Consider the following 24,278-nt stretch of genomic DNA (forward strand, 5'->3'; position numbering starts at 1 on the left):
AGTTAGTTGTAGGATCGGAACGGGACATACTTGTCGATGATCTTGACCCGGTCGCCCTGAGGCGTGATCACCCAGACTTCTGCCCTGTCGTTGTTCCCGGTTGTTCCCGGGAGACTGACGGTCTGGCCCATCTGCATGTTATCACCCTGGGTGAATTTTCCGGTCTCTACTGTTCCATCGGAACGCGTGACCTGGACATCGATTTCAGGGATCAGGTTCATACCCATTCCGCCATTAAAGGTAAAAACCACCTGTGGGTTGATAGATTGTCCGTTGCTTTGCACCTGGACCGTGACCGCCCAGTTAGCCGATAAGGTCTGAGTGGGTCCGGGAGTGGCAGGAACAAAGGTAGTGGGTACTGCGGTTGTTGTAACCGGTACAGTTGTAGGAGGCACGGTGGTCGGAACCGGGGTTGCCTGGGGAGCCGTAGGCTGGGTACAACCGGCAACAAAGAGGAGAAGGATAAGGAAGGCGATACCGCCCATAATCATTTTCATGTTCATACAGCAGAATTCAACCTGCAAGATATTGAGTATTACGTGTGAAGGAGTCCATACTCGGGAAATTATCTCTCTTTCTATGTAACCCAAGCTCCGGTAATGGACAACATAAGTATCTCATTATACGGAGTCTGCATCAGGAAAAAAGAATAGTTTGGCAGATCTGAAAAATCGTTTTTTAGTCCCGCCTGCCCTGGGCAGGTTCAATTCCGGTGGGCTGGCCCCGGATCGTGCGCTCTTTCATAATTGTGTAGACCTCTTCAGCGCAGTCACGGGGGACCTCGACAAATGAGTAGGTGTCAAGAATCCTTATCGCTCCAATGGATTTACCCGGAATACCTGTCTCTCCGGCAATGGCGCCCACAATATCCTTGGGAGCAACGCTATGGTCGCGGCCAAGGCCAATGAAGAACCTTACCATGCCGGCTTCTGCACCGGTGTCACCGAAATCCACCGGGGCTGTGCGCTCCTTGTGGGTGTCAGCACCCTGCTCCATGCGCATTTTTAAGAGCGCTGCAGCGATCTCAAGCGTTGTGAGATCCCCTTCGCTTTCCTGTTGCACGATCCGTGCATACGGCTCAATACCGCCATTTTGCACCGTAGTACGAACCACATCTATGATGGCATGCGTCTTTGACTCCATAACGTCATCTGCGGTCGGGAGGGGTTTCCTGGGAATCTGGACTTTTATGTATTTCTGGATCTCGCGGAGCTTGGTAAAGTCCCGGGGTGTAACAAAGGTGATCGCCCGCCCACTCTTTCCCGCCCGCCCGGTCCTGCCGATACGGTGGACGTAGTAATCGACGTCCTGCGGGACATCATAATTAATCACGAGATCCACGTCCTCGACATCGATACCGCGCGCGGCAACGTCCGTTGCGATCAGGATATCAAGGGTACCTTTACGGAATCCGCCCATAACCCGGTCACGCTGGGACTGTTTCATATCGCCATGGAGCTCCTCGGCACGATAGCCCCGTGCCCGGACACGGCCGGCAAGGTCTTCTGCCCCTCGTTTGGTGTTGGAAAAGATGATCGCCAGCTGTGGGTCGAAGACATCGATCACCCGGCAGAGTGATTCGAGCTTGTCCCGATCCCTGACCTCGATATAGGACTGTTCGATCGCAGGAACCGTGACCTCCTGATACTCGACCCGGACAAATTCGGGACGGTTCTGGAACCGTTTTGAGATCTCGATGATCGGCTTGGGGAGCGTTGCGGAGAAGAGGAGCGTCTGGCGCTTCTGGGGTATACGCTTTAAAATGAGCTCGATATCGTCCCTGAAACCCATGTCAAGCATCTGGTCAGCCTCGTCGAGAACTACCATCGAGACATTGTCGAGAGAGAGGGTGCGGCGCTTGAGGTGGTCCATTACACGCCCGGGTGTGCCAATCACGATGTGAACCCCGTTTGCAAGAGCCTTGAGCTGGCGTTCAATGGGCTGGCCGCCGTATACCGGTAGGACGGAGATTTTTGGGAGGTGGGCGAGAAGGTGGGAGAACTCCTCGGCGATCTGTATGGCGAGTTCCCGGGTGGGGCACAGGACAATAGCCTGTACGACACGCTGTGATGCGTCGATATTTTCTATAACGGGGATGCCAAATGCTGACGTCTTTCCGGTACCGGTCTGTGCCTGCGCGGTCACATCGCGGCCGGCCTGGATGAGGGGAATAGCGAGTGCCTGAATAGGGGTGGGCTCTTCAAAGCCCATATCTTCTATGGCTTTCGCGATCTCTTTTGAGAGCGAGAGATCGGAAAACTGCAACCTTGAATTCATATCGCACGACTATTTGGCGCGTGGGTTCTTAAGATGGTACCCCAGAAAATAGCATTTGCCGGGTATCTCCCTGCACTCTCCGTGCCAGTGTTGTTTCCTTGCGGATGCTCCCGTTTTTTTGTATCTTCCGGTCTACTGATATGATTATTGCGTGGCGATGCCATAGGGTGATAATACAGGAATAAAATCCATGAAAGTCATCGCATTCAACGGAAGTGCCCGCAAAGACGGGAATACTGCGATCCTTGTGCGGGCGCTGTTTAAGGAACTTGAAAAAGCAGGGATAGAAACTGAGCTGGTTCAGCTGTCAGGGAAGAAGATGCATGGGTGCACGGCCTGCATGAAATGCATGGAGAAGAAGAACCGCCGCTGCGTGATCGCTGATTTTGCCAACGAATGTATTGCAAAGATGGATGAGGCAGACGGAATCATCCTTGCCTCACCCACTTACTTCTCTGATGTGACAGCAGAGATGAAAGCCCTGATCGACCGGTCAGGTTTTGTTGCTATGGCAAACGACAGCATGTTCCGTCGCAAGGTTGGGGCAGCGGTTGTGGCAGTCCGCAGGGGCGGTGCAATTCACACGTTTGATACGATAAATCATTTCTTCTTCATCAGCCAGATGGTGGTCCCGGGTTCATGTTACTGGAATGTGGGTATCGGGCTTGCCCCCGGTGATGTGGAGAATGACGATGAGGGGCTCAACACCATGAAGGTACTGGGTGAGAACATGGCATGGGTCATGAAAAAACTGAAAAAATAACCACATTCTTTTTTCGTGAAATACTGACCGTTGTCTTTGTTGCCTGCTATTTCCAGCATGCAAGAGTACTCGTGTCCTCATCAATCCTGCTGTGGTGCCGGCTGTAGAGGAGATAGATCACAAGGCCGGCGGCAAGCCAGAGCACGAAACGCAGGTGCGTCACCAGCGGGAGAGCGAGTATCAGCAGGCCGCAGGAAATGATACAGATGATGGGGACGAATGGAACGAGCGGGCATCGGAATGGCCGGGGCAGTGACGGCTGCGTGTGCCGGAGCACGATCACTCCCAGGGAGACGATAATAAAGGCAGCGAGCGTGCCGATATTGACCAGTTCGGCGATGGTGGTGAGCGGGAGAAACCCTGCAAGAAGAGCAGTAACCGTGCCGACAAGGAGAGTAACCTTGACCGGTGTGCGGTACACGGGATGGATCTGCCTGAAGACTCCCGGCAGCAGCCCGTCCCGTGACATGGCAAAGAAGATCCGTGTCTGTCCGTACAGAAGGACGATGATAACTGATGTGATTCCGCAGATCGCCCCGACCGAGACAAGGGCAGACCCCCACGAGATCCCGATCTGTCCAAGAGCAAAGGCAACCGGGGCACTGGTCCCGGCAAAGAGCGTATAGGGAACGATGCCGGTAAGCACTACAGAGACCGAGATATACAGCACCGTAGCGATGGCAAGGGATGTGAGAATGCCGAGGGGAACATCCCGCTGCGGGTTTTTGACCTCTTCTGCAGCGGTCGAGACCGCATCAAAACCAATGTAGGCAAAAAAGACAATGGCGGCACCGGTGATAACTCCGTTCCAGCCGAACGGCATAAAGGGCACCCAGTTGGCCGGCTGGATGTGGCCAAAGGCCAGGTACAGGAAAAGAAGGATCACACCCAGTTTTATTGCAACGATGAGGGTGTTGACCCGGACGCTTTCCCGTACTCCTATGATGAGCAGGAGCGTGACCAGCAGAATGATTCCCATTGCCGGGATATTGAAAAGCCCCCCATTGGTTCCGGGGGGGTTTGCCAGAGCGGCGGGAATGATGATCCCGGCACTTGCCGCGAGGCTGGTGATATATCCGGACCAGCCGACCGCTACAGCGGCGATAGAGACTGCATATTCGAGGATCAGGTCCCACCCGATGATCCAGGCCCAGATCTCACCGAGGGAGGCATAGCTGTACGTATAGGCGCTGCCGGCTACCGGTACCATCGCGGCAAATTCTGCGTACGCAAGGGCGGCAAATGCGCAGACTATGCCGGCAATGATGAACGAGATTACCAGTGCCGGCCCGGAATAGTTTGCAGCAACTACACCGGTAATAACGAAGATGCCGGTTCCGATGATGGCCCCGATCCCCATGAGGGTGAGATCGAGCGGGGAAAGCACTTTCCTCAGTGCCTGTTCTCCGCCGGTACACTCCATGAGTTTATCGATGGACTTGGTCCTGAAAGCCTGTGTGTTCTTCGTAAGGAGCGCCCAGAGATCCATACTACACCTGAGTGATCGGTGTCATGATTTATAGAGGATACGGAGCCGGCGATAAGCGGATCGTTTTTCAGGAGCCCGGTTCCGCGCTGATCGTGACTCCGTCCGGACCTGACACAGGCTGTCTGGTATTTCCAAAAAGTCGTTCCGAATTTACGGCCCTACAGATTTTCAGACTGTATCTTATTCTCATAAGTATCCCGTCACACTTCTATCGTCATCCCGTCCTCAGACACAACGAGTCCCGGGCAGTCCTTTTCAAATTGTACCTTTAATGCCCGGCGCTCCTCCATTGTCTTGTAGACTTCCGCACCGAAATGCATCAGCGCGAGCCGTTTTGCTCCTGCCCGATGGGCAACCCCAATCGCATCCTCCGGGTTCATGTGAGGCCAGAGGGGGCTCTTCTCTCCGGGTTTTAACCCGCATTCCGTGATGAGGAGGTCGGCATCGCGTGCAAGGGTTACCGCGTTATCGCAGACACCCGTGTCGGTGCAATAGGTAACCACCTTTCCGTCAATCTCGAACCGGTAGCCCATGCAGGGAACGGGGTGGACGAGGGGCAGGCAGGTGACCCGGAAGGGGAGCTCTGTCGCACCTTCCGCAAGCTCGGTCACCGTTGTCGGGAAGGGGACCTCTTCAAGCGGGACTGTGTACGGCTCCCGGAGAAGGCCTGCGAGGTTTGTCCTTGTCCCTGCCCCACCGCAGATGGTCAGGCCCTTTTTAAAACGGAACTTCACAAGTACGTGAAGCCCTTCCGTATGATCGAGGTGAAAATGGGAAAGGAAAAGAAAGACCGGCTTCTCCTGCGTAAGGTACTGGTCAACTTTGGCGATCCCGTTCCCCGCGTCGAGAATAATATCAAAGTCCCGCGCCGAGATCAGGGCTGAGACCGTGTTTCCTGTTGCTGAATCATACCACCCGTTCGTCCCAAGGAAGGTGACCTGCATACCCGGAACTTGTCCGTCTTTCCTCATCAAGATACAGTATCTGGCAGGTGAATAACCGGGAGTTCAGGATTCGCGATGTTTGCTGCGCATCAGGGTAACATCACCGCTGCGCCACCATCAACCCCCACGGGTTCCCGTTTCTGTGGGATCGATCACAATCTCCATCTACCGGTGCGCTGCAATGTTGATCAGGTACGATGATTGCCGATATGGAGCAGGATCACTCATGGTACAGGTAAAAGTCGGCGTGCACGTCTCCATTGCCGGTTCGCTCGACCTCGCGGTTGACCGGGCTCGGGATGCCGGCTGCGATGTCTTCCAGATGTTCTCCCGCAACCCCCGGGGGTGGGGATTTAAGCCCCTTTCTGATGAGGACAGCGACCTCTATAAAAAAAAGATTGCCACCACCGGGCTCCTCCCGGTCGACCATATGCCGTATCTCCCGAACCTTGCCTCGCCCAAGCCCGAGATCTGGGAAAAGTCCGTCCAGACGCTCACGGCAGAGCTCGACCGGTGCGGTCGGCTCGGTATCCCCTATCTTGTGACTCACCTCGGCCACCACCTCGGGGACGGCATTGCCGGGGGCAGGGCCCGCGTCATCAAAGCAGTGACAGCTGCGCTCGAATCTTCGGAATCAGGGACTATGCTGCTCCTTGAGAATACCGCAGGGGAGAAGAACAGCGTTGGGAGCAGTTTCGAGCATATAGGTGCCATCATCCGAGGGCTTCCGGCGGACAAGCGGATTGGCGTCTGTTTTGACACCTGTCACGCATTTGCCGCCGGTTATGAATTGCGCACTGAAGAGGGCATGGCCTCTACCCTTGCACAGTTCGATGAGCAGGTGGGTCTTTCGCGGCTTCGTATCATCCATCTCAATGACACAAAAGGTGATCGTGGGAGTGGACTCGACCGGCATGAACACATCGGGATGGGGTTCATTGGTGAAGAAGGATTCCGGTGTCTCCTCCACAACCCGGTCTTTTCACGCCTGCCCCTTGTCTGCGAGACACCGGTGGATGAACGGCGGGATGACCGGGGCAATATCCGGGCTGTACGCGATCTTGCCCGCTGATTTTTTAGGATCTCCGGATGCGGGCTGCCTGTTCTTCCTGTACCTGCGGTTCGTAGTACGCCGGCAAGTGCGTCCGCTCCTCAATAACTCCCGCGGCGTTTTCGAGGTTCCTGGTCAGCTCAAGACATGAAGCACCGTGTGCCCCGTTCACTTTCACCAGAACTTTCCCTTCCTTATTGATGATAATCTCCATTTCCTGCATTTCCATAGATATTTCCTCCTCTCCTCAGCTCAGCTGGTGCACCGGGGTATCTTTCTTCACAAGTATGCCGGTCACAAGATCCCGGGCCGTAACCAGCAGTTTTCTCTCGCCGTCAAGCCTGAATGTCAGTTCGAACCGCGGTTCGCCTTTTAGCGCCGGCGGATCAGCAGGCAGCAGCACCGGTTCGCGGCCATTTGCCAGGAGTGGTCTGTTTTCAGTGCCGGTATCTTCTGGGGGACCGGCCAGGCGGATCCCCCCGGTTGCGTCAGAAACAAGTTCAAGGGAGGGTACCTGTGCATCCGGGCGCGTGCGGATCTCATACAGGGGTATCCCGAGACGCGTCTGGCCATCGTAGGCAGCGCTGATGGTGATCCGGGCGACCTGGCCGGCGCTTGGGTAACGTGCCCCGCTGCGAACGAGGAACCGGTAACGGTGCTCCCGGGTTTTCGGCTCCCAGTACCGGAGTGCATAATCATGTGTGATCAGGTCCGATCGGTTTGCGGGGGGCAGAGAAAATGCAGCACCCCGGGCAATGGCATCAAACGGGTGATCGGAATAGACCGGCAGATCCCCATACCGCTTTTTTATCAGATCCAGGACTCCGGGAAATGCACATCCCCGGCCGACCATCATGACGGCGGCAGGTATCATCTCGTCGCTCCCGTGGGCCTGGGCTGCTGCCCGTGCACGATCGATCGTACTGTCAAGGATCGATCCAAATCCACGCTCCTGAAGGATCCTGCCGATGTCTTCGTGGGAGACACAGGCAGGTGTTGTTGTTCCGGAAAGCGGATCTCCAATCACCATCGTTACCCCGCCGGCAGCTGCCAGCTGTCCGTACCTCTCTTTTATTTTGCCGGCCATCTCCTCGCGTAACCGCTGCTCTTTTCCCCGGGTGAACTTTACGGGACTGCGGTCAAGTATGTCCTGTGCTACCCACAAGTCCATCGCGCTGCATCCGGTATTGTCATATGCCGTGCCGGTGACGATCAGGCCCCCGGCAGATCCCTCATCCGATGCATCGTCGGACCGGATAAAAGACGCTGAAAGGTCAGTCTCATCCCAGCGAATAATAAGATAGTCTTTCTCCCCTTCAGGGATCAGCCCGTATCCAGCCACAATAGCAGCGGGTTCGGAAACTGTATGCCAGTACCTGATACCGGCAGCCTGCGCAATGCTCCCGAGCCATGCGGTATACCATTCGGGGCTCTCCGGGGGAAGAGCAAAGACTACTGAAGACTGCCCGGGACAGACCTGTGACGCACGAGAGAGAACGGTTGTCAGGAAATCTGTTGCTGCGTCGCGGAACGTGATATGGCTCTCCGGGGTAACCGGAATCCGTACCGGGCTTTCCTCCAGCAGGTATTTCCGGATCCATCGCGCTGTTGCAGGATGACCGCACTTACCGGCGCGGACCACTTCGTCTCCGAGTATCCGACCGCCCCCTTCATCGTAATGAACCAGCACCGGTACACTATGGACAGGCTCCCCGGCTGCCGGGCGGGTCATCTCCTGAGACCAGCCGGGGAAACCGAGAGTATGGCACCCGCTGCCACCTCTTACCCCACGGGCAATGACCAGTGAACCGGCTCCGAAATCGACGCCAAGACGGGCAACTGGCTGGTGGGATGGTTCGAACCTTTCCATGCTGCTCACCCGACAATCTGGATATCATATATGCCGGCATCACGGTACAGCGGACAGAGTTCGATCTCATTCTGGAACCGGAGAGAAAGCAGAGCGGAAAGAAACTGCCATTGTTCTTTCAGGGCATCATTTGTCGTCTCATGTTCCTGTTCCCGGGCCAGTGCAAGATCGTCCAGGGTGGTTTGCGACAGGGGCCGCATGAAAGGGAGACGGAATGTGTGGATCATCCCATCAGCCCCGCTTGTAACGATACAATCGTTTCCTTTTCCAGGAGCAAGGCCCGTAACGGCGCCTGTGTGGGCAGACCAGGTCCGGATCAGGACTCGCTCATGTACAGAATAGAATACGATGAGCCCGTGATCGTACCCCGCAACAAGTAGCTCCCCGTTTTCGTTGAAAGCCAGAACCGTGGGCTTGCCGGGAATCTGTGGAATTGTCCCTGCCAGCATCCCCTCCGGCAGATGGTAGATCCGTATCACAGGATCTATACCTGCCGCAGCAAGGAGATTGCCGTCGGGGCTGATCGCACATGCGCTCACTTCTTTATCTGCCTCACGGAGGACAGGACCCGCCTTGCCGGCAGGCAGCAGCCACAACCGGACGGTTGTGTCATTACTCCCGGTAACGAGAAGGTCACCCTTTGGGGCAACGCAGCAGCAGGTAATGACACTCGAATGTCCGGCCAGCGTTCCGGATTGTTTTCCTCCGGCAGTGTCCCAGATCCTGATCATGCCGTCCCAGCCGCAGGAAACGAATCCGGCTGAATCCGGTAAAAATGCAAGGCACTTTGCGGTGGTGGCGGGAGTTTCACATGTGGCAGCAAGCCCACCATTTTTTAAGTCCCAGATACGAAGGCTTGCATCACTTCCTGCGCAGGCAAGGCAGGTCCCGTCCGGGCTGGCTGCAAGGGCCCTCACCGACGGTGTGTACATATCCTGGGATCTGACCGGCGTGCCATCATTGCAGGCGAAAATGCGAATCATCCCCCCGGCAGTCCCGGCAATAATGCCAGCGTCGTTCGGGCCGGAGAGATGGGAGAGTGCTGTGACTGCACCGGATGGCCTCCGAAGAGTCCGGGAGATCTCACCGGAGGGTATAGTTCGGAGGGTGACCTCACCATCCCCTCCTGCGGATGCAAGAAGGTTGCCGGCCGGAGAGATGGCACACGCCGTGACCCTCTGCCGATATCCCCGGAATTCTGCAATCCTGCGTCCTTCCGGGACACTGATGAAGTTTATGGTTCCCTCATCGCAGCCGATGACAGCGAGCGTACCGTCTGGTGTGAGAGCGCAGCACGTCGGGAGGCGGTTATATAACGGGATTTCAGCTGCTGCATACCTCTCCCGTCCGCACCACAACCGGAGAATGTGATCCTTTCCCCCGATGAGGAGGAGCGATTTTTCTGCCGACATATCCTGGCAGACAGGATGCGCGGAAAGTCCTGCATAAGTCAGTACTATGTTTCCGGTGATCCCATCCCTCAGTGCCGGTAAAGAACGTTCATAGACCACAAGGATCTGATCGGCCTGTTGTGAGAATGCAAGAGCCCGCACCCCGTCGCCAGTCCCTGGTACACTCCACATTTCCCTCCCCTCGGTGCCGGCCCTGCAAGAGATGGTTCCGTCCATATGGCCTACGGCAATACAATTTCCTTCGGGGGAAGGTGCGATTGCGGTGACCGGGGAGGGGTGCCCGGGAACATCCAGCAAAACTTTTCCGGTCCGGCAGGAAAGACGGATCATTCTCCCGGTATCATCTCCGGCAAGGATCGCCTCCCCGTTTCCCGTAACCGCCATACAGCAGAGATGACGATTCTTGTCTGCATACGACCAGATCGTGTTTCCCGATGAAATGTCCCGGCAGGAGAGCATTCCGTTGCCAGAACCTGCAACCAGGTACGTATTATCCAAAACGATTGCAAGAAAATCAATGGGCCCGGTATGTGCCGTGAGGGAAGTGATGGGCCGCCCCGATGATAACTGCCAAATCTCGACACGGCCGTCGCTGTTTCCGGAGGCAAGAAGGGTGCCGTCAGGAGAGAAGACCAGTTTCAGGCACAGAGAGTCCTGGTTCCTTATTGAGACAAGGGGTTTTTCCGGCATCGGAAACACCCATGCTTCCGGGATCATGCGGATGAGATCCTCAAACGACCTCCGATCATCTCCAGCTGGTCTCCAGCCCGCTGTCTTCATATTGCGGAGGGCGGCAACAGCGTATGAAGGGGGCGCTGAGGGTACCAGCTGCCACAGGAGATCCCATGCTCCTTCATCGGTGAGACCGGAGATAACAGCCTCCCATTCACCGTACGACCATCGTATGGCAGCCTGTTCCGGATCCGTTCCTATCAATGCATGGGCGAGGATCCGGCCCATATGGGCACCGGAAAAACTTCGGAGCGCCCGGGCTTTGATCCGGTCCGGTGCCGTTCTGTATCCCCGGGCAAGGATTGGGTGAGAGGGGTCAGGATCGCAGTGGCACAGCGCTTCTTCCTGCCCGGAGATATACAAAAAGAGTGCCTGCGATCCTGGTTCCACGGGCATATATCCCTGGTGAATGGCCACCTTTTCCAGATGTTCATCCCCATGGAGTAGTACATCGTTGCAGAACACTTCAATAGCGTCCCGCGAGGGCAGGGAACCCAATGCATGAAGCGCGATTGCCCGGGCAGTTGCGTCCACTCCCGTCCTGGCAATGGATGCAAGGTCGCTGACAGCCTGAAGGTCCCCCTGCAACACCGCAGCGGCAATCCTTTCGGTTGTACGCCGGAAAAAAAGGGGCCCGAGAACCGGGAAGGTACAGGGAATCTGCATTGAGGCTCACGGGCTTCCGGTCTCGAAGGTTTCCAGCAGGATCGCCCGGTCGTTCCGTAGACCGGCGGCAGCTGCCCGCGATGCTGACTGTGCACGCCCTTCTCCTAGCCATCCCCTCAGTTCAGCCACCGTCTCCCGCTGCGAAACGGAGAGGGGGACCTGCGTTTTTAAGCAGTGGAGGATATCCGCAGTCGTAACCCGGCGCATGTTCTCGCTGAATGCCCGGTACATCGCATCGATGATCGTCTGCTCGATCTCGGCACCCACGTAACCCTCACTTTTCCGGGCAAGAATATCGAGATCAAACTCTATGGGGAGGCACTTGCGCTTCTTGAGGTGCACGGTAAAGATCTCGCGCCGCTCTTCGAAGGTGGGCAGGTCCAGGAAAAAGATCTCGTCGAAACGGCCTTTCCGCAATAGTTCCGGCGGGAGTGCGGCAATGTTGTTGGCGGTCGCCACCACAAAACAGGGGGCGGTCTTGTCCTGCATCCAGGTGAGGAGGTGGGCAAAGACCCGCTGGCTTGTCCCGGCGTCCCCGCTGCCGAAGGCGAATGCTTTCTCGATCTCGTCCACCCAGAGGATGCACGGGCTGATGGTCTCGGCAAGCGAAAGCGCACGACGGGTTCGTTCTTCAGATTCACCAACAAGGCTGCCAAAGAGTGCTCCCACATCAAGTCTGAGGAGGGGCAGGTGCCAGAGATCGGCGATCATTTTGGCGGTCAGGCTTTTCCCGGTGCCTGGAATCCCGATTAACGCGATGCCTTTGGGGGCCGGGAGCCCGTAGTCACGCGCATCCTGGGTGAAGGCACGTTCGCGCAGGCGTAGCCAGTCCTTAAGGACCACAAGACCCCCGACGTTCTCCATGGCCTCGGTATAACTGTAGAATTCCAGCGCATCCGAGGCACTCAGGATATCTTTCTTGTCAGCAATGATCGCATCGATATCCCGGTCATCAAGGGAACCCCGGGTGACGATCGCCTTCGAGAAGGCCCGGCGTGCCTGGTTCAGGGTCATGCCAAGGGCGGCCTGGATGATCTTCTCGCGGCCTGCCGGAGAGAGCGAACAGGAAATTCCGCTTGTGCCAAGGAGTTTGTCGAGATCAGCGGAAAGCTCGGCAGCTGTCGGTGGCGGGAAATGCACGATAACGGCTTCGTCACGGATCTCATCCGGTACACGTGGGGCGGGGGTCAGGATCACGATTGTGCGGCGGTTGTACCGGAATGCCTGGGAGAAGTTCCGGATCCGCCGTTTTACCTGCGGGTTGTTCCAGTACTCGTGAAAGTCCTTGAGAACAATGACCGCATCCTCGCTGGTCTTGATAATATCATCGAGCGCCGTAAGAGGATCCTTGGACTGGTTCATGAAATTTTTATTTCCGGCGATAACAGAAAAGCCGTCCACGCTGTCCCACGCAACGCACTGCCGGGGAGGATCCCATCTCTCGCATACCTCCTGGATCTGGGACACTACCCGCTCTTCTTCCGGTGTGATTACCACGATCAGGGTGACCCGCGCCCGGAGCGAGACATCCAGCCTGCGCGAGAAATCGGGTTCCGCACGGTGCACGGCTACCTCCACCTCCTGACGACAATCCGTACGGTCCCGTCAGTCTCTTCTGTCTCTGAGACCAGGTCAAACCCGTCCGCAGCGGTTTGTTCGAGCACGATTTTTTTTGCGTATTCTTTCTGGAGAGTATCTGCCTGGTGTTTCAGTTCGAGAGCGATCTTCCTCTCACTTTTTCCCGACACCCCCCACCAGTCTCCGATGAGATCGTACGTACCTGCAGGGTTCATGACAAAACCAAGGCCGTATCCCGTGGATTTTTTTGCAGCAATATCCACATTGTGTTCCCCGTGGTAGCCCCTGATGGTCGTATTGACCTCAACAGTATACCCAAGATCCTGCATGCACTGGATCAGTACTTCACGGTGCCGGAATGTGGTCCTGATACGGCTGAAATGCGAAATGATCTCATCCCTCCCTGCAGCGGACAGCGGTCTGACCTGCACGGTAGTTCTTGGGAAATCCCGTAATCGTGGTCGTACCGCATGGGTCGATGGAAAATTCGATAACCTCTCCTTCTGCCTGCCCGTGACAGGGATCCTGCCGTATTCTCCCGGTCAGGGAGATGAGCTGCTGGTTGGATGACCCGATGAAGGGTGAAGAACAGGAAAGGACGCTGATGTACGGGCCGGCGATAAGGAGATCGGTAACGCCAAGGAGCCGGTTCCAGGCAGGATCTCTGGCGGAGAGCAGGTGCTCGTAGGTGTATCCCGTATAAGTCACAATGGTATATCCCATGTTCCGGACCTGTTCTCCGACAACCGAAAGGGCATCAGCCTGTGCAAAGGGTTCTCCACCGGAGAATGTGACTCCATCAATACCTTTCAGGGCACAGATCCGGTCGGCCACTTCATCCGGCGAGAGCACCATAGCAGGAGAAAAGGACAAAAACGCCGGGTTGAAACACCCTTTGCAGCGGATCGGGCATCCCTGCACCCAAATAACGGCCCGGATGCCAGGGCCGTTTACGGCTGACCTTGCGAGAAAACCCGCAAGGTTGAGTCCGCTTTTGCGTCGGCATCCGTGGTCGCTGGTATGAGGCACCATCATTTTTCGCCATTGAGATATTGGCTGCTGAAATGATTCCGGTGAGGGTGATCGATGTACCTAATAGTATTACCCAAATCTTCCCGGGATGAGTATCACTCTCGGGGACGTGCAATCAGCATACTTATGAGATACAATCTGACTCTACAAGTTTGATTTTTGCCTTTTAATAGGTATTGTTCCGGATTTTGTAATTCATAAGAATTCCCCAAGGGGCGAAGAGTGGCGCGCGGGGCATCGTCCCCGCGCTTCTTATAACCCTTCGGTAACAATAGATCCTGCAGTGAAGGCGATATTTGACGGCACCTCGGTGCTGACCGGAAAGGACGGGCGGATACTTTACGACCAGAGCGGGTACGGGCGCCCGGAAGGCGATGGGCTGCACCTTGCGCCTCAGGAGGCCCTCTACCTTGTCCATCGCCAGAAACTGGAAGTTCCGGGCTATACATTCGATACACTCCTTGCCGAGTTTGCCGAACAGAGCAATTTCCTGCGCAGCTTCCTTGTGTACCGTGACCTGCGGGAACGCGGGTACGTGGTCCAGACCGGCCCCCATGATTTCCGCGTATTCCGCCGCGGGGAAAAACCCGGGACCGGGGAATCGCTCTACCTGGTCCGGGTGCTCTCGGAGCGGGACCCGGTCCGGTTTGCCCGGCTGATCGAAGAGGTGGTCACGTCAAGGAACATGCGCAAGCAGTATGTGCTCGCGGTCGTGGATGATGAAGAAGAGCTCACCTATTACGAGATCAAGATCCAGAAGCTTGCCGATGCTGCTGTCCCTGCACCACAGGTTGCAAAAGCAGAAGCACTCCTCGTGGGGAAATCCGCCATAATCCGGGTGCCCCCGCAATCGGATCTTGAACGAGCCGGGTTCGGCAAAAGGTTCGATGACGAACGGCTCATGTTAGCGCCGGTTGAACTCCTCTATCTCATGGAGAGAGGGATTCTTCAGGCAAAAAAAGACGGGGTGCTCATCAGCAACGCTGAATATTTCGCCTGGGCTTCGCAGTCAGACCTGGAACTGGCCACAAAGGACAAGGTCTACACAGAGCTGCGCCGGCATGATTTCACGCCCCGGACCGGGTATAAGTTCGGCCACCACTTCAGGGTCTACTGTGGTAAAAACGTGCACTCCGATCTGCTGGTGCATGCTATCGAAAAAGAAGCGGTCATGCCCATGAGCGTTATTTCACGGTCGGTCAGGATGGCACACAGCGTCAAAAAGAAGATGTTGTTTGGCTGTGTACATACTACCGGTATCCAGTTCGTCGAATTTGCGCGGATAAAGTTATAATTCGTAAAAGAAGCGTTTCCACCATGACAGAGCCGCAGATCAACCCGTGGTCGAGCACCCCAACGCTTGATGTCGAGAAAACGTTTGCCGAGTTCGGCATCGACCCGATTGCACCGGTCCTCGCGGAACTTCCCGAGGTCCCGTACTTCATGCGCCGGGGGATCGTGGTCGGCCAGCGCGATTATCTCCCGATTGCACGAGCAATCCGGAACCATACGCCGTTCCATCTTTTGACCGGGTTCATGCCCAGCGGCCACCCGCACCTCGGGCACCTGATGCTGATGCGGGAGATCGTCTGGCACGTGCAGCAGGGTGCAAACGGGTACGTGACAATTGCTGACCGGGAAGCCTACGCGGTGAGAGGCCTGTCATGGGAGAAATGCAGGGAATACGGGAAGGAATACCTCTCCTGCCTGTACGCCCTGGGCTTTGAAGGGGAGACTTATTTCCAGAGCAAAAACGAACGGCTCAAGGATCTCGCTTTCGAGGCGGCAACCAAGGTAAACTTCTCTGAACTCACTGCGATCTACGGTTTTTCTCCGGAGACAGCACTTGCCCACGCGGACAGCGTAATCACCCAGGTCGCCGATATCCTGTACCCTCAGGTCGAGCGGGAACCGGCGCCGACACTTGTCCCCGTGGGAATTGATCAGGATCCCCATATCCGGCTCACAAGGGGGATCGCCCACAAGTTCCGGATGTTTACCGTTGAGGAACGCGAAGGGCATATCAGCGTGCGCTCGAAGAATGCTCCCGATGCGGCGCTCGAGGCGGTGAAGAAAGCATTTCCGCACGCGAAGAAATACGAAGGTCACGTGGACATCAAAGGCGCTGCCTGTGCCGACGTGAGCGCAAAGGTCCGGGAGATCGAGCGGGCCTGCGGGGGCTATGCGTTTTACACCCCCTCCTCCACCTACCATGTGTTCCTGCCCGGCCTGACCGGCGGGAAGATGTCGTCAAGCATTCCCGAGAGTTTCATCTCGTTCTATGAGCCTGAGGCGGCGGTGCGAAAAAAAGTGATGAGCGCCCTGACCGGCGGCAGGATGACGCTTGAGGAGCAGCGGCGGCTCGGTGGCGAACCGGAGAAGTGCACGCTCTACCTGCTCAACATGTTCCATATGATTACCGACGATGCAAAACTGGCGGAACTTCACCGGAAGTGCAGATCGGGGGAGATCACCTGCGGGCAGTGCAAGAAGGAGACCGCAGAGCGCGTCGTGGCGTTTTTAAAGGACTTCCGGGAGAAGATGGACGTAGCAGCAGAGACGATCGAGGTGTGAGTGGCGATGGCGGAACTGACCTTAAACGAGAAACGGCTGCTTGCTGTGCTGGCAAAGGAGAAAAAGGCCGATGCGGAGCATCTTGCGTCTCTTCTGGATGCAACCCCGGAAGCGGTGGTGCAGTGGGGGCATCTTGCTGAGGACAAGGGACTTTCGAAGGTTGAGCGGATTGTTGAGAAAACTCCCTCTTTGACGGAAGAGGGGATAAAATACCGCAAAGCTAAACAGCTTCCCGAGACGCAGATTCTCAATGAAATCAAAACAGGTACAACGCTTGCGGATCTCCAAGAAAAGAAAAAGGATGCATTTAAGATTGGATTTGGTCAGTTACGAAAGAAAGGTCTCGTAAAGGTCGAAGGAACTTCTGTCATTAAAATGCCGAATGCTTCGACAGAAAAAGTAAATAACGTTCTTCTTCTTTTTGATGAAACTGGCAAATTGCACATTGAGCCTTCTTTAAAAATTGGAGAGGATTATGACCAAGATGATAAGGAAAATATCAAAGACAAAAATGTATCCAATTTTTCTTTAAACGATTCCAAAGAGATCAAACACGAATTAATCGAGGACGAGGATGGTACTATCAAGTTAGTATCGTCAACTCAGAATAATAAAAAACAAAGTCATATCACCGTCAATCAGCGCGGTACGATGGTGAGAACGCATTCATACCCAATTAGCCATGATCGTTTCCAAGATATTTTTAAAGAATTTGTCAAACGGGGAATCGTTCGGGAGTCTGAAACCGTCTATTATTCCCTCTCAATCACTCCTGAAGGTACTCTCCGTGTAAATCAGGGCCTTGACCTCCGGGAAGAGATCGGCACCCTTACCCGGGACCAGATCCTCTCCGGCGCATGGAAGACCGCGAGCCTGCGCAGATACGATGTGAAGAAACTCCCGAAGACCGTGTATCCCGGTAAGTCCCACCCGTACCAGCGGCTTATCGACGAGATGCGCCAGATCCTTCTTGAGATGGGCTTTACCGAGATGCACGGGGAGATCGTCCAGAGCGCGTTCTGGAACTTCGATGCCCTCTTCCAGCCCCAGGACCATCCGGCCCGGGAGATGCAGGACACCTTCTATCTCAAAGAAGAAGCACCACTCCCCGAGGGATGGGAGTGTCTCCGCGACATGCATGAGCATGGCGGCAACACCTCGTCTACCGGCTGGGGCGGGAAGTGGAACCCCGGAAAAGCAAAGCAGTGCGTGCTCCGTACCCACACAACCAGCCTCTCGATCCAGTACCTCGCTGCCCACCCGGAACCGCCGGTCAAGGCATTCTGCATCGGGAGGGTGTACCGCCGCGAGGCGATCGACCCCACCCATACCCCTGAGTTCGAGCAGCTCGAAGGGATCGTGATGGACAAGGATGTTACCTTCCGGCACCTGCTTGGTTTCCTGAAAGAGTTCTATTTGCGCATGGGCTTTTCCGATGTCCGGTTCCGGCCCGGGTTCTTCCCGTACACGGAACCATCGGTCGAGCCCGAGATCTGGGTTGACGGCCTTGGCTGGGTGGAGATGGGCGGGGCAGGGGTCTTCCGGCAGGAAGTCACCGACCCGTGGGGTGTGAAGTGCCCGGTGCTCGCGTGGGGACTTGGCGTGAGCCGGGTGGCCATGCTCCGGCTGGGCCTCAGGGACCTGCGGCAGCTGTACCAGAGCGATCTTGAATGGATCCGGAACAGCCCTGTGCATGCCCCCGCCGCAGCGGGGAGGAAGGCGTAATATGGCGATCATCAGCCTCTCCTACAAGTACCTCGAACGGCTGACCGGTGCCGACCGGGAGACGATCCTCAAACGCCTCCCGATGATCGGATCCGAGGTCGAACGCCTGGAGGAGGACCACGCCGACGTTGAGTTCTTCCCCAACCGCCCCGATCTCTTCTCGGTCGAAGGCGCGGCAAGGGCCATGCGGGGATTCCTGGGAATTGAGACCGGCTTGCCACGCTATGCGGTGAAACCTTCCGGGATTCGCTTCACCATCGATTCGAAGCTCGCGGCGATCCGGCCCTGCCTTGCCTCTGCGGTCATCCGGAATGTTGCCTTCGATGACGAGTCCATCCTCTCGGTGATGGCGCTCCAGGAAGCCCTGCACTGGGCAGTGGGACGGGGGCGGAGCAAGGTTGCCATCGGCATCCACGACCTCGATACGGTTATCCCGCCGTTCCATTATGTCGCCTCACCGCGGGTCAGGAAGTTTGTCCCGCTCGATTTTACCGAAGAGCTCACCCTTGATGAGATCCTCGAAAAGCACCCGAAAGGGCGGGACTATGCAAAGATCGTAAAAGACTTCCCGCTCTTCCCCCTGATCGTTGACGATGAGGATCACGTCTGTTCGTTCCCGCCGATCATCAACGGCGAGCGGACCCGGGTGACGACCGCGACAAAGAATATCCTCCTCGATGTTACCGGCACCGACCAGCGGGCGGTCAATGTGGCGGCAAACATCATCTGTACCGCGATGGCAGAAGCCGGGGCCACAATTGAAAGCGTGGAGATCAATGGCGCTCCCTTCCCCGAGCTGGCTCCTGCAGTGCGCACGGTCAGCGTCCGGGAATGTTCCGATCTCATCGGGGTTGATCTGACCGCACCGCAGATGGCTGAACTGCTGGAAAAGATGAGGTTTGGTGCAGAGCCGGTCGGGCCGGATCAGGTCCGGGTGCAGGTGCCCTGCTACCGGGCGGACATCATGCACGACTGGGATCTCTTCGAGGATGTCGCGATTGCCTACGGGTACGAGAACTTTGCTGTTGAGGTGCCGCCCACCTTCTCCATCGGAAGGGAGCACCCGGCAAACCGGATTGCCGGCCAGGCGCGGGCGATCCTTGCGGGACTCGGGTACCTGGAGATGATGCCCTTCACGCTGACGAATGAACGGGCGCTCTGCGACCGGATGCAGCGCCCGGGTGCCCCTGCCACCCTCCATCTCATGCACCCGATCAGTGAGGAGTACACCGTGGTCAGGACCGATATCCTGCCGCTCCTTCTGGAGATGCTCCAGGTCAACCGGCACCGGGAACTCCCGCAGCGGCTCTTTGCCACCGGCGATGTGATCGCCGATCTCCGCACCACCCAGCGTCTTGCGTTTGTCAGCACCCATGCCGGCGCTGATTTCTCGGAAGCCTACGCCCACGCAGACGCAGTGCTCCGCGAGCTCGGGATTCCCTATAGCGCAGAAGTGTCGGACGATGCCGCCTTCATCGAGGGAAGGCGGGCGGATATCCTTGTCAGCGGGAAAAAAGCAGGGGTGTTTGGCGAGATCCATCCAGCCGTGCTCACCGCGTTTGAACTGGAACAGCCGGTGGCCGCATTCGAGCTCGATCTCAGAGCCGTACCGGGATACCCTTCCCTTTAAGGTACTCTTTTACATCGCGGACACTCAACTCACCGTAATGAAAGACGCTCGCCGCAAGGCAGGCATCAGCCTTCCCTTTGGTAAACCCGTCGTAAAAATGTTCAAGCGTCCCGACCCCGCCGCTTGCGATCACCGGGATGTTGGCCACTTCCGAGATCGCCCGCGTGACTGCGATATCGAAACCGTTCTTGGTGCCGTCGGTCTCCATGCTGGTTAAGAGGATCTCGCCGGCTCCCCGTTCCTCGGCTTCCTTTGCCCAGCGCACCGCATCGATCCCGGTCGGCTTGCTGCCGCCGTAAATGACCACCTCGTACCAGCAGGTACTGCCGTCACACAATATCACCGGCACGGCCTCCGGGTTCGGGGTAAAGTTCCGCCGCACGTCCATGGCAACCACGATGCACTGCGTCCCGAACGATTCCGCGCCTTTGGTGATAATCGACGGGTCATGAACGGCACTCGTGTTCAGGCTCACCTTGTCCGCGCCGGCCCGGAGGATCTGCTGGATATCGTCGAGTGTTCGCAGGCCGCCCCCGACCGTCAACGGGAGGAAGAGCTGGTCCGCCGCCCGCTGGATAAGATCGATGATGATGCCCCGTTTCTCTTTTGATGCGGTGATATCGAGGAAGACAACCTCGTCTGCTCCTTGCTCGTTGTAACGCCCGGCAAGTTCTACCGGGTCCCCGGCGTCCCGGAGCCCAAGGAAATTTGTCCCTTTTACCACCCGGCCGTCCTTTAGGTCAAGGCAGGGGATGATCCGTCTCGTGAGCACCATGTCATTTCCGGTTTCTCCGCTGATCCCTATCTACCTATCTGCCATTCGGATTTTGCGGGGAAGTTTATGTGCCATTGTCGCATTATATACAGGGTACGTGATAGGGCGGTACCTGCCGCGAGGCCGGGACCGCACAGGTGTTTTCATGAGTACCGGAAAACTGAAGATCGATTGGGCGGCACAGTACATGCCCGTACTTGCCTCGATAAAAAAACAGTTTGAGAAGGACAAGCCCTTCAAGGGCATGACGATCGGCATGGCCCTCCATGTCGAGGCCAAGACGGCAAACCTTGTCCAGACGCTTGCCGCGGGCGGTGCAAAGGTCTACATCACCGGCTGCAACCCGCTTTCCACGCAGGACGATGTCTCTGCGGGGTTAAACGAGGTAAAAAACGTCCGCTGCTATGCAAAGCGCGGGTGCACAGTCGAGGAGTACTATGCGGCCATCGAGCAGGTGCTCGATGCTGCCCCGTCGATTACCATTGACGACGGGATGGACCTCATCCACTACCTCCATACCAAACGCCGTGAACTGCTCAAGAAAGTGATCGGCGGCTGCGAGGAGACAACGACCGGTATCCACCGGCTCCGGGCAATGGCAGCCGAGAAGAAACTGGAGTTCCCCGTCGTTGCGGTGAACGACACTCCCATGAAGCGGTTCTTTGACAATGTCCACGGGACCGGGGAGAGTGCGCTCTCCTCGATCATGATCACCACGAACACGCTCATTGCCGGGAAATACTTTGTTGTCGCCGGCTACGGCTACTGCGGCCGGGGCCTTGCCCAGAAGGCCCATGGCCTGGGTGCAAAAGTCGTGGTCACCGAGATCGACCCCCGCCGGGCCCTTGAGGCGCACATGGACGGGTACCATGTCATGACCATGGACCAGGCTGCGGAGATCGGTGACATCTTTGTCACGACCACTGGGAACACCAGTGTAATCGGGAAGAACCACTTTGGGAAACTCAAGAACGGAGCAATCCTTGCAAATGCCGGCCATTTCAATGTCGAGATCGATATTGCATGGCTTGCCAAACACGCAGACTCGACGATCGAGCGCGACGGGATCATCACCTATGTCCTCAAGGGAAAACCGGTCCACGTGCTTGCCGAGGGCCGGCTCGTGAACCTCGCAACCCCCAAAGGCATGGGTCATCCCATTGAGGTCATGGACCTGAGTTTTGCCCTCCAGGCGCTCTGTACGCGGTACATCGCAGAACACGGCGAGTCCCTTAAGGGCGGCGTGTACGAAGTCCCGCAGGAGATCGATGAGCAGGTTGCCCGGCTCAAGCTGGCATCGCTGGGTCTCTCCATCGATGAGATGAGTGCTGCCCAGAAAAAATACCAGTGCAGCTGGGATATCGGGACGTAATTTCCCTTACATCAGTATTTTTTTCGCGATTGTTACCAGCATCAGGCCTAGAGGGATTCTTTTTTCTGCAGATCTTTTTTTGTCGGGCCATTCGTAGTGGAGGGACACCCCAGTTTCCATTGTTCCCGAATCACGAGCAGCGCCCCCGCGGTAAAGAGGGGAAGGGCAAGCCAGAACTGGCTGCCTAGGGTGTCGGAAAAGATAAAGAGCGAGGCAATACAGCCGATGAACGGGGCTGCGGCATAGATCGCTCCTGCCCGTGCCGCACCCATGTCACGCAGGGCCACGATAAAGAGGATGAGCCCGAACCCGAAGGAGAAGAACCCGGTAAGGAGCGCAAGGGCGATCAGGTTCACTCCCGGCAGGGGCTCCCCGAGCACGATCACGAAGGCCGCCGCAATGCTTCCGCCAAAGATCACCTTGTACAGCCCGATCAGGTCCGGAGAGTAGGCCGTGATATGCGCCATGCAGTTGTTGTCTATGCCCCAGAAAAATCCCGAAAGGATGATCCCGAAAGCTCCCAGCGAGATGCCAAGGGCGCTCTCACCGCTCCATGCAAGAAGGATGCTGCCGGCAAAGATGAGGAGGAGGGAAAATCCGGTCATTTTATCGGCGGGTTCATGGAAGACCCGGAATGCGAGCATTACGGTCGCAACAATCTCGAAGTTAAGGAGGAGAGCAGCGGTCGCTGCCGGGGTAACGGTGAGGGCAAAGCACTGGGTCACGGGTGCCACGAAACCACCCACGATTACGGTTCCTGCCAGGAGATACCGCTCTCGCTGAGATACAGGGGGCCGGAGGTTCGTGGGGCGGGAACCACCGGCTATCCGCCAGCAGAGGAGCCCGACCCCGGATCCGAGGGCAAGGAGGGCAAGGAGAACAAGGGGTGCCATCCCGTCGACAAGGATTTTCAATAGCGGTGTTGCCGTCCCAAAAAGGAGGGTGGCACCCGCAATCGCAATTACCGGCTTTGGAATGGCACGAAAGGGGAGGCAGACCATGGTATCAGGAGTTCAGGAGGTTGCACGGGCGAAATGTCCCGGGTTTTCTGATCTATAGGACGATCTATCTCTTTGAACCTTCCCGTGCCGCATAGATATATTCCTGCGCAATCCCGCAGTACGCACCGAAACGCTTCCGGGCAAAGGTTCGTATGGCATTGTACTCTTTTCCCGTCAGGGTTGTATCCTGCGGGAGTGCCGGGAGGTAGTGCTCCCGCATGATCCGGCGGATCCAGACATCGACCGGAAATGCCTCGTATTTCTGGAAGGCAAAGAGCAGGACGCAGTCTGCGGCCTTGGGACCGATACCGGCAAACTTCATCATCTCATGACGGGCCTCTTCGTACGGCAGCACGGCAAGGGCATCTGTCCATGTGGTCTGTGCAGCGGCATCGCAGGCTGATTTAAACACATACGGCATCCGGTAGCCGAGCCTGCATTCCCTCAGGGAAGATGCAGTTCCGGTGCATGCGATCCGGATTGGATCGGGAAAAGAGAAGGAGGGAGTGTCTTTCTCTTCGATCCTTTCCCCGAACTGCTCTGCAAGGGTCGCTACCCGGCGCCGGACTGCAGGGATGTTGGTATTGGTGGCGCAGATATACGAACAGAGGCACTCCCATGGAGCTTGCCGCACAAGGCGCAGGCCCCGGCATTGTTCGATCGCTTCGTGGATGAACGGGTCACGATCAATGGATTCGAGAATGGCCGGAAGGTCGAGATCGAGAGAGAAATAGTGCCGGATAAAAGGTTCGCCTGCACCGGTAAAAGAGAGGGTGAGACCGTTTTGCCGGCAACGGATCACCCGGCCACCCACCACACCAGTCCAGCTCCCGTCTGGCATGTGCTCCCAGCGGAAGACCTGCCCGCACCCAAGTGTCTGGTCAAGGGAGAAGGGCTGGTCGTGGCGAAGCGTGATCCGCGGCATGGAAAAATATCCCTGTCAGATATCTGCGTTTACCCTTTTAGAGTATAGCGGGTGCGCCGGATTTATTTTCGCACCGGACGGATAGTCTTTTAATATATCGGCTAACAGTTCTTTTCATGGAATTAACAGAAACCCTCAAGGCTTTTATCGAGGAAGGCGCGGATTGGGAGCGCAAGCAGACCACGCTTGCCGGGGTCTCCATAATCAGGCTTCCTGCAACAAAAAACCGCCCGGCATCCCTCGCGATCGATATCAACCCTCTCGGGGAGAACGGGCTCCCGATGAAAAAGAAGGGAATTATGATCATGAATGCAGCCGAGCTCGCAGCCTTCCGGGCAGTCTTTAACAATGAAAAGGCCGACAGCCTGATAAAGGCCCTTGAGGAGATCCTCCCCGAACGCAAAGCGGCAGCCAAAACCAAAAAAGCGGACGTTCTTCAGCTGTAAACCGGAAAATTCCCGG

At 56.6% G+C, this 24,278-nt stretch carries 21 protein-coding genes; 8 read left to right on the top strand and 13 right to left on the bottom strand.

Features of this window, described 5'->3' with window-relative positions; translation table 11 throughout:
- Positions 1–2 precede the first annotated feature (2 nt).
- On the bottom strand, positions 3–503 hold the full coding sequence (locus VMS83_RS03610; RefSeq protein ID WP_325409953.1) for a hypothetical protein: 501 nt from the start codon (positions 501–503) through the stop codon (positions 3–5).
- Between the two features lie 175 nt (positions 504–678).
- Entirely contained in the window at positions 679–2,277 is a 1,599-nt protein-coding gene (locus VMS83_RS03615) for a DEAD/DEAH box helicase (RefSeq protein WP_325409955.1), read from the bottom strand.
- Positions 2,278–2,467: 190 nt separating this feature from the next.
- Here VMS83_RS03615 and VMS83_RS03620 point away from each other — a divergent pair, with 190 nt between their 5' ends.
- Positions 2,468–3,040, top strand: a complete 573-nt coding sequence (locus tag VMS83_RS03620; RefSeq protein WP_325409957.1) for a flavodoxin family protein — start codon at positions 2,468–2,470, stop codon at positions 3,038–3,040.
- A gap of 46 nt (positions 3,041–3,086) precedes the next feature.
- Here VMS83_RS03620 and VMS83_RS03625 read toward each other — a convergent pair whose 3' ends face one another.
- Both VMS83_RS03625 and VMS83_RS03630 read right to left on the bottom strand, forming a co-directional pair.
- On the bottom strand, positions 3,087–4,529 hold the full coding sequence (locus VMS83_RS03625) for an amino acid permease (protein WP_325409959.1): 1,443 nt from the start codon (positions 4,527–4,529) through the stop codon (positions 3,087–3,089).
- Between the two features lie 200 nt (positions 4,530–4,729).
- A complete protein-coding gene (locus VMS83_RS03630) occupies positions 4,730–5,473 on the bottom strand; it encodes a ribonuclease Z (RefSeq protein ID WP_325409962.1) in 744 nt (247 codons plus the stop codon).
- A 226-nt stretch (positions 5,474–5,699) separates the two neighbouring features.
- Here VMS83_RS03630 and VMS83_RS03635 point away from each other — a divergent pair, with 226 nt between their 5' ends.
- Complete coding sequence (locus VMS83_RS03635; protein WP_325409965.1) at positions 5,700–6,545, top strand: deoxyribonuclease IV; 846 nt, start codon at positions 5,700–5,702, stop codon at positions 6,543–6,545.
- 4 nt (positions 6,546–6,549) lie between these two features.
- On the opposite strand, the gene VMS83_RS03640 is transcribed toward VMS83_RS03635, so the two are convergent.
- Genes VMS83_RS03640 through VMS83_RS03665 form a run of 6 tightly spaced genes read right to left on the bottom strand, consistent with a single transcriptional unit; the run spans position 6,550 to position 13,817 of the window.
- Complete coding sequence (locus VMS83_RS03640) at positions 6,550–6,753, bottom strand: DUF2997 domain-containing protein (RefSeq protein ID WP_325409967.1); 204 nt, start codon at positions 6,751–6,753, stop codon at positions 6,550–6,552.
- An 18-nt stretch (positions 6,754–6,771) separates the two neighbouring features.
- On the bottom strand, positions 6,772–8,394 hold the full coding sequence (locus tag VMS83_RS03645) for a hypothetical protein (protein WP_325409969.1): 1,623 nt from the start codon (positions 8,392–8,394) through the stop codon (positions 6,772–6,774).
- Between the two features lie 5 nt (positions 8,395–8,399).
- Positions 8,400–11,204 carry a WD40 repeat domain-containing protein gene (locus tag VMS83_RS03650; protein ID WP_325409971.1) on the bottom strand — a complete coding sequence of 935 codons (2,805 nt, stop codon included), beginning with the start codon at positions 11,202–11,204 and terminating at the stop codon, positions 8,400–8,402.
- Between the two features lie 6 nt (positions 11,205–11,210).
- Entirely contained in the window at positions 11,211–12,770 is a 1,560-nt protein-coding gene (locus VMS83_RS03655; protein ID WP_325409973.1) for an AAA family ATPase, read from the bottom strand.
- 2 nt (positions 12,771–12,772) lie between these two features.
- Complete coding sequence (locus VMS83_RS03660) at positions 12,773–13,213, bottom strand: DUF1257 domain-containing protein (RefSeq protein WP_325409974.1); 441 nt, start codon at positions 13,211–13,213, stop codon at positions 12,773–12,775.
- Entirely contained in the window at positions 13,176–13,817 is a 642-nt protein-coding gene (locus tag VMS83_RS03665; RefSeq protein WP_325409976.1) for a 4Fe-4S single cluster domain-containing protein, read from the bottom strand. The genes VMS83_RS03660 and VMS83_RS03665 overlap by 38 nt, the downstream gene beginning before the upstream one ends.
- A gap of 280 nt (positions 13,818–14,097) precedes the next feature.
- Here VMS83_RS03665 and endA point away from each other — a divergent pair, with 280 nt between their 5' ends.
- The 4 genes from endA to pheT are packed head-to-tail and all read left to right on the top strand — an operon-like array spanning position 14,098 to position 19,743.
- Positions 14,098–15,108 (top strand): tRNA-intron lyase, encoded by a 1,011-nt coding sequence (endA, locus tag VMS83_RS03670; protein WP_325409978.1) that lies wholly within the window; start codon positions 14,098–14,100, stop codon positions 15,106–15,108.
- Between the two features lie 23 nt (positions 15,109–15,131).
- Positions 15,132–16,388, top strand: coding sequence for a tryptophan--tRNA ligase (locus tag VMS83_RS03675; protein ID WP_325409980.1), 1,257 nt, complete (start codon positions 15,132–15,134; stop codon positions 16,386–16,388).
- Between the two features lie 6 nt (positions 16,389–16,394).
- Positions 16,395–18,113: a phenylalanine--tRNA ligase subunit alpha gene (locus tag VMS83_RS03680; RefSeq protein ID WP_325409983.1), complete on the top strand. Its 1,719-nt coding sequence runs from the start codon at positions 16,395–16,397 to the stop codon at positions 18,111–18,113.
- Position 18,114: 1 nt separating this feature from the next.
- Positions 18,115–19,743, top strand: coding sequence for a phenylalanine--tRNA ligase subunit beta (gene pheT / locus VMS83_RS03685; protein WP_325409985.1), 1,629 nt, complete (start codon positions 18,115–18,117; stop codon positions 19,741–19,743).
- On the opposite strand, the gene hisF is transcribed toward pheT, so the two are convergent.
- Positions 19,712–20,518, bottom strand: coding sequence for an imidazole glycerol phosphate synthase subunit HisF (hisF, locus tag VMS83_RS03690; protein ID WP_325409987.1), 807 nt, complete (start codon positions 20,516–20,518; stop codon positions 19,712–19,714). The two genes, pheT and hisF, sit on opposite strands and share 32 nt — an antisense overlap.
- A gap of 145 nt (positions 20,519–20,663) precedes the next feature.
- Here hisF and VMS83_RS03695 point away from each other — a divergent pair, with 145 nt between their 5' ends.
- Positions 20,664–21,890: an adenosylhomocysteinase gene (locus VMS83_RS03695; protein ID WP_325409989.1), complete on the top strand. Its 1,227-nt coding sequence runs from the start codon at positions 20,664–20,666 to the stop codon at positions 21,888–21,890.
- Between the two features lie 47 nt (positions 21,891–21,937).
- Here the strand turns inward: VMS83_RS03695 and VMS83_RS03700 are convergent, their stop codons facing one another.
- Positions 21,938–22,891, bottom strand: coding sequence for a DMT family transporter (locus VMS83_RS03700; protein WP_325409991.1), 954 nt, complete (start codon positions 22,889–22,891; stop codon positions 21,938–21,940).
- A 64-nt stretch (positions 22,892–22,955) separates the two neighbouring features.
- A complete protein-coding gene (locus VMS83_RS03705; RefSeq protein ID WP_325409993.1) occupies positions 22,956–23,816 on the bottom strand; it encodes a DNA-3-methyladenine glycosylase family protein in 861 nt (286 codons plus the stop codon).
- 116 nt (positions 23,817–23,932) lie between these two features.
- On the opposite strand from VMS83_RS03705, the gene VMS83_RS03710 reads away from it, so the two are divergent.
- Positions 23,933–24,262: a hypothetical protein gene (locus tag VMS83_RS03710; protein WP_325409995.1), complete on the top strand. Its 330-nt coding sequence runs from the start codon at positions 23,933–23,935 to the stop codon at positions 24,260–24,262.
- Positions 24,263–24,278 lie beyond the last annotated feature (16 nt).

Origin of the sequence: Methanoregula sp. (genome assembly GCF_035543475.1) — an archaeon.
Classification (GTDB): domain Archaea; phylum Halobacteriota; class Methanomicrobia; order Methanomicrobiales; family Methanospirillaceae; genus Methanoregula.

What these genes read in the sequence shown, in the direction of transcription:
- VMS83_RS03640 (WP_325409967.1), bottom strand. Translation starts at nt 6,753, where the DNA reads ATGGAAATGCAGGAAATGGAGATTATCATCAATAAGGAAGGGAAAGTT.
- hisF (WP_325409987.1), bottom strand. Translation starts at nt 20,518, where the DNA reads ATGGTGCTCACGAGACGGATCATCCCCTGCCTTGACCTAAAGGACGGC.
- VMS83_RS03635 (WP_325409965.1), top strand. Translation starts at nt 5,700, where the DNA reads ATGGTACAGGTAAAAGTCGGCGTGCACGTCTCCATTGCCGGTTCGCTC.
- VMS83_RS03630 (WP_325409962.1), bottom strand. Translation starts at nt 5,473, where the DNA reads ATGCAGGTCACCTTCCTTGGGACGAACGGGTGGTATGATTCAGCAACA.
- VMS83_RS03705 (WP_325409993.1), bottom strand. Translation starts at nt 23,816, where the DNA reads ATGCCGCGGATCACGCTTCGCCACGACCAGCCCTTCTCCCTTGACCAG.
- VMS83_RS03610 (WP_325409953.1), bottom strand. Translation starts at nt 503, where the DNA reads ATGAACATGAAAATGATTATGGGCGGTATCGCCTTCCTTATCCTTCTC.
- VMS83_RS03700 (WP_325409991.1), bottom strand. Translation starts at nt 22,891, where the DNA reads ATGGTCTGCCTCCCCTTTCGTGCCATTCCAAAGCCGGTAATTGCGATT.
- VMS83_RS03680 (WP_325409983.1), top strand. Translation starts at nt 16,395, where the DNA reads ATGGCGGAACTGACCTTAAACGAGAAACGGCTGCTTGCTGTGCTGGCA.
- VMS83_RS03620 (WP_325409957.1), top strand. Translation starts at nt 2,468, where the DNA reads ATGAAAGTCATCGCATTCAACGGAAGTGCCCGCAAAGACGGGAATACT.
- VMS83_RS03615 (WP_325409955.1), bottom strand. Translation starts at nt 2,277, where the DNA reads ATGAATTCAAGGTTGCAGTTTTCCGATCTCTCGCTCTCAAAAGAGATC.
- VMS83_RS03695 (WP_325409989.1), top strand. Translation starts at nt 20,664, where the DNA reads ATGAGTACCGGAAAACTGAAGATCGATTGGGCGGCACAGTACATGCCC.
- VMS83_RS03645 (WP_325409969.1), bottom strand. Translation starts at nt 8,394, where the DNA reads ATGGAAAGGTTCGAACCATCCCACCAGCCAGTTGCCCGTCTTGGCGTC.
- VMS83_RS03625 (WP_325409959.1), bottom strand. Translation starts at nt 4,529, where the DNA reads ATGGATCTCTGGGCGCTCCTTACGAAGAACACACAGGCTTTCAGGACC.
- VMS83_RS03675 (WP_325409980.1), top strand. Translation starts at nt 15,132, where the DNA reads ATGACAGAGCCGCAGATCAACCCGTGGTCGAGCACCCCAACGCTTGAT.
- VMS83_RS03665 (WP_325409976.1), bottom strand. Translation starts at nt 13,817, where the DNA reads ATGATGGTGCCTCATACCAGCGACCACGGATGCCGACGCAAAAGCGGA.
- VMS83_RS03710 (WP_325409995.1), top strand. Translation starts at nt 23,933, where the DNA reads ATGGAATTAACAGAAACCCTCAAGGCTTTTATCGAGGAAGGCGCGGAT.
- pheT (WP_325409985.1), top strand. Translation starts at nt 18,115, where the DNA reads ATGGCGATCATCAGCCTCTCCTACAAGTACCTCGAACGGCTGACCGGT.
- VMS83_RS03650 (WP_325409971.1), bottom strand. Translation starts at nt 11,204, where the DNA reads ATGCAGATTCCCTGTACCTTCCCGGTTCTCGGGCCCCTTTTTTTCCGG.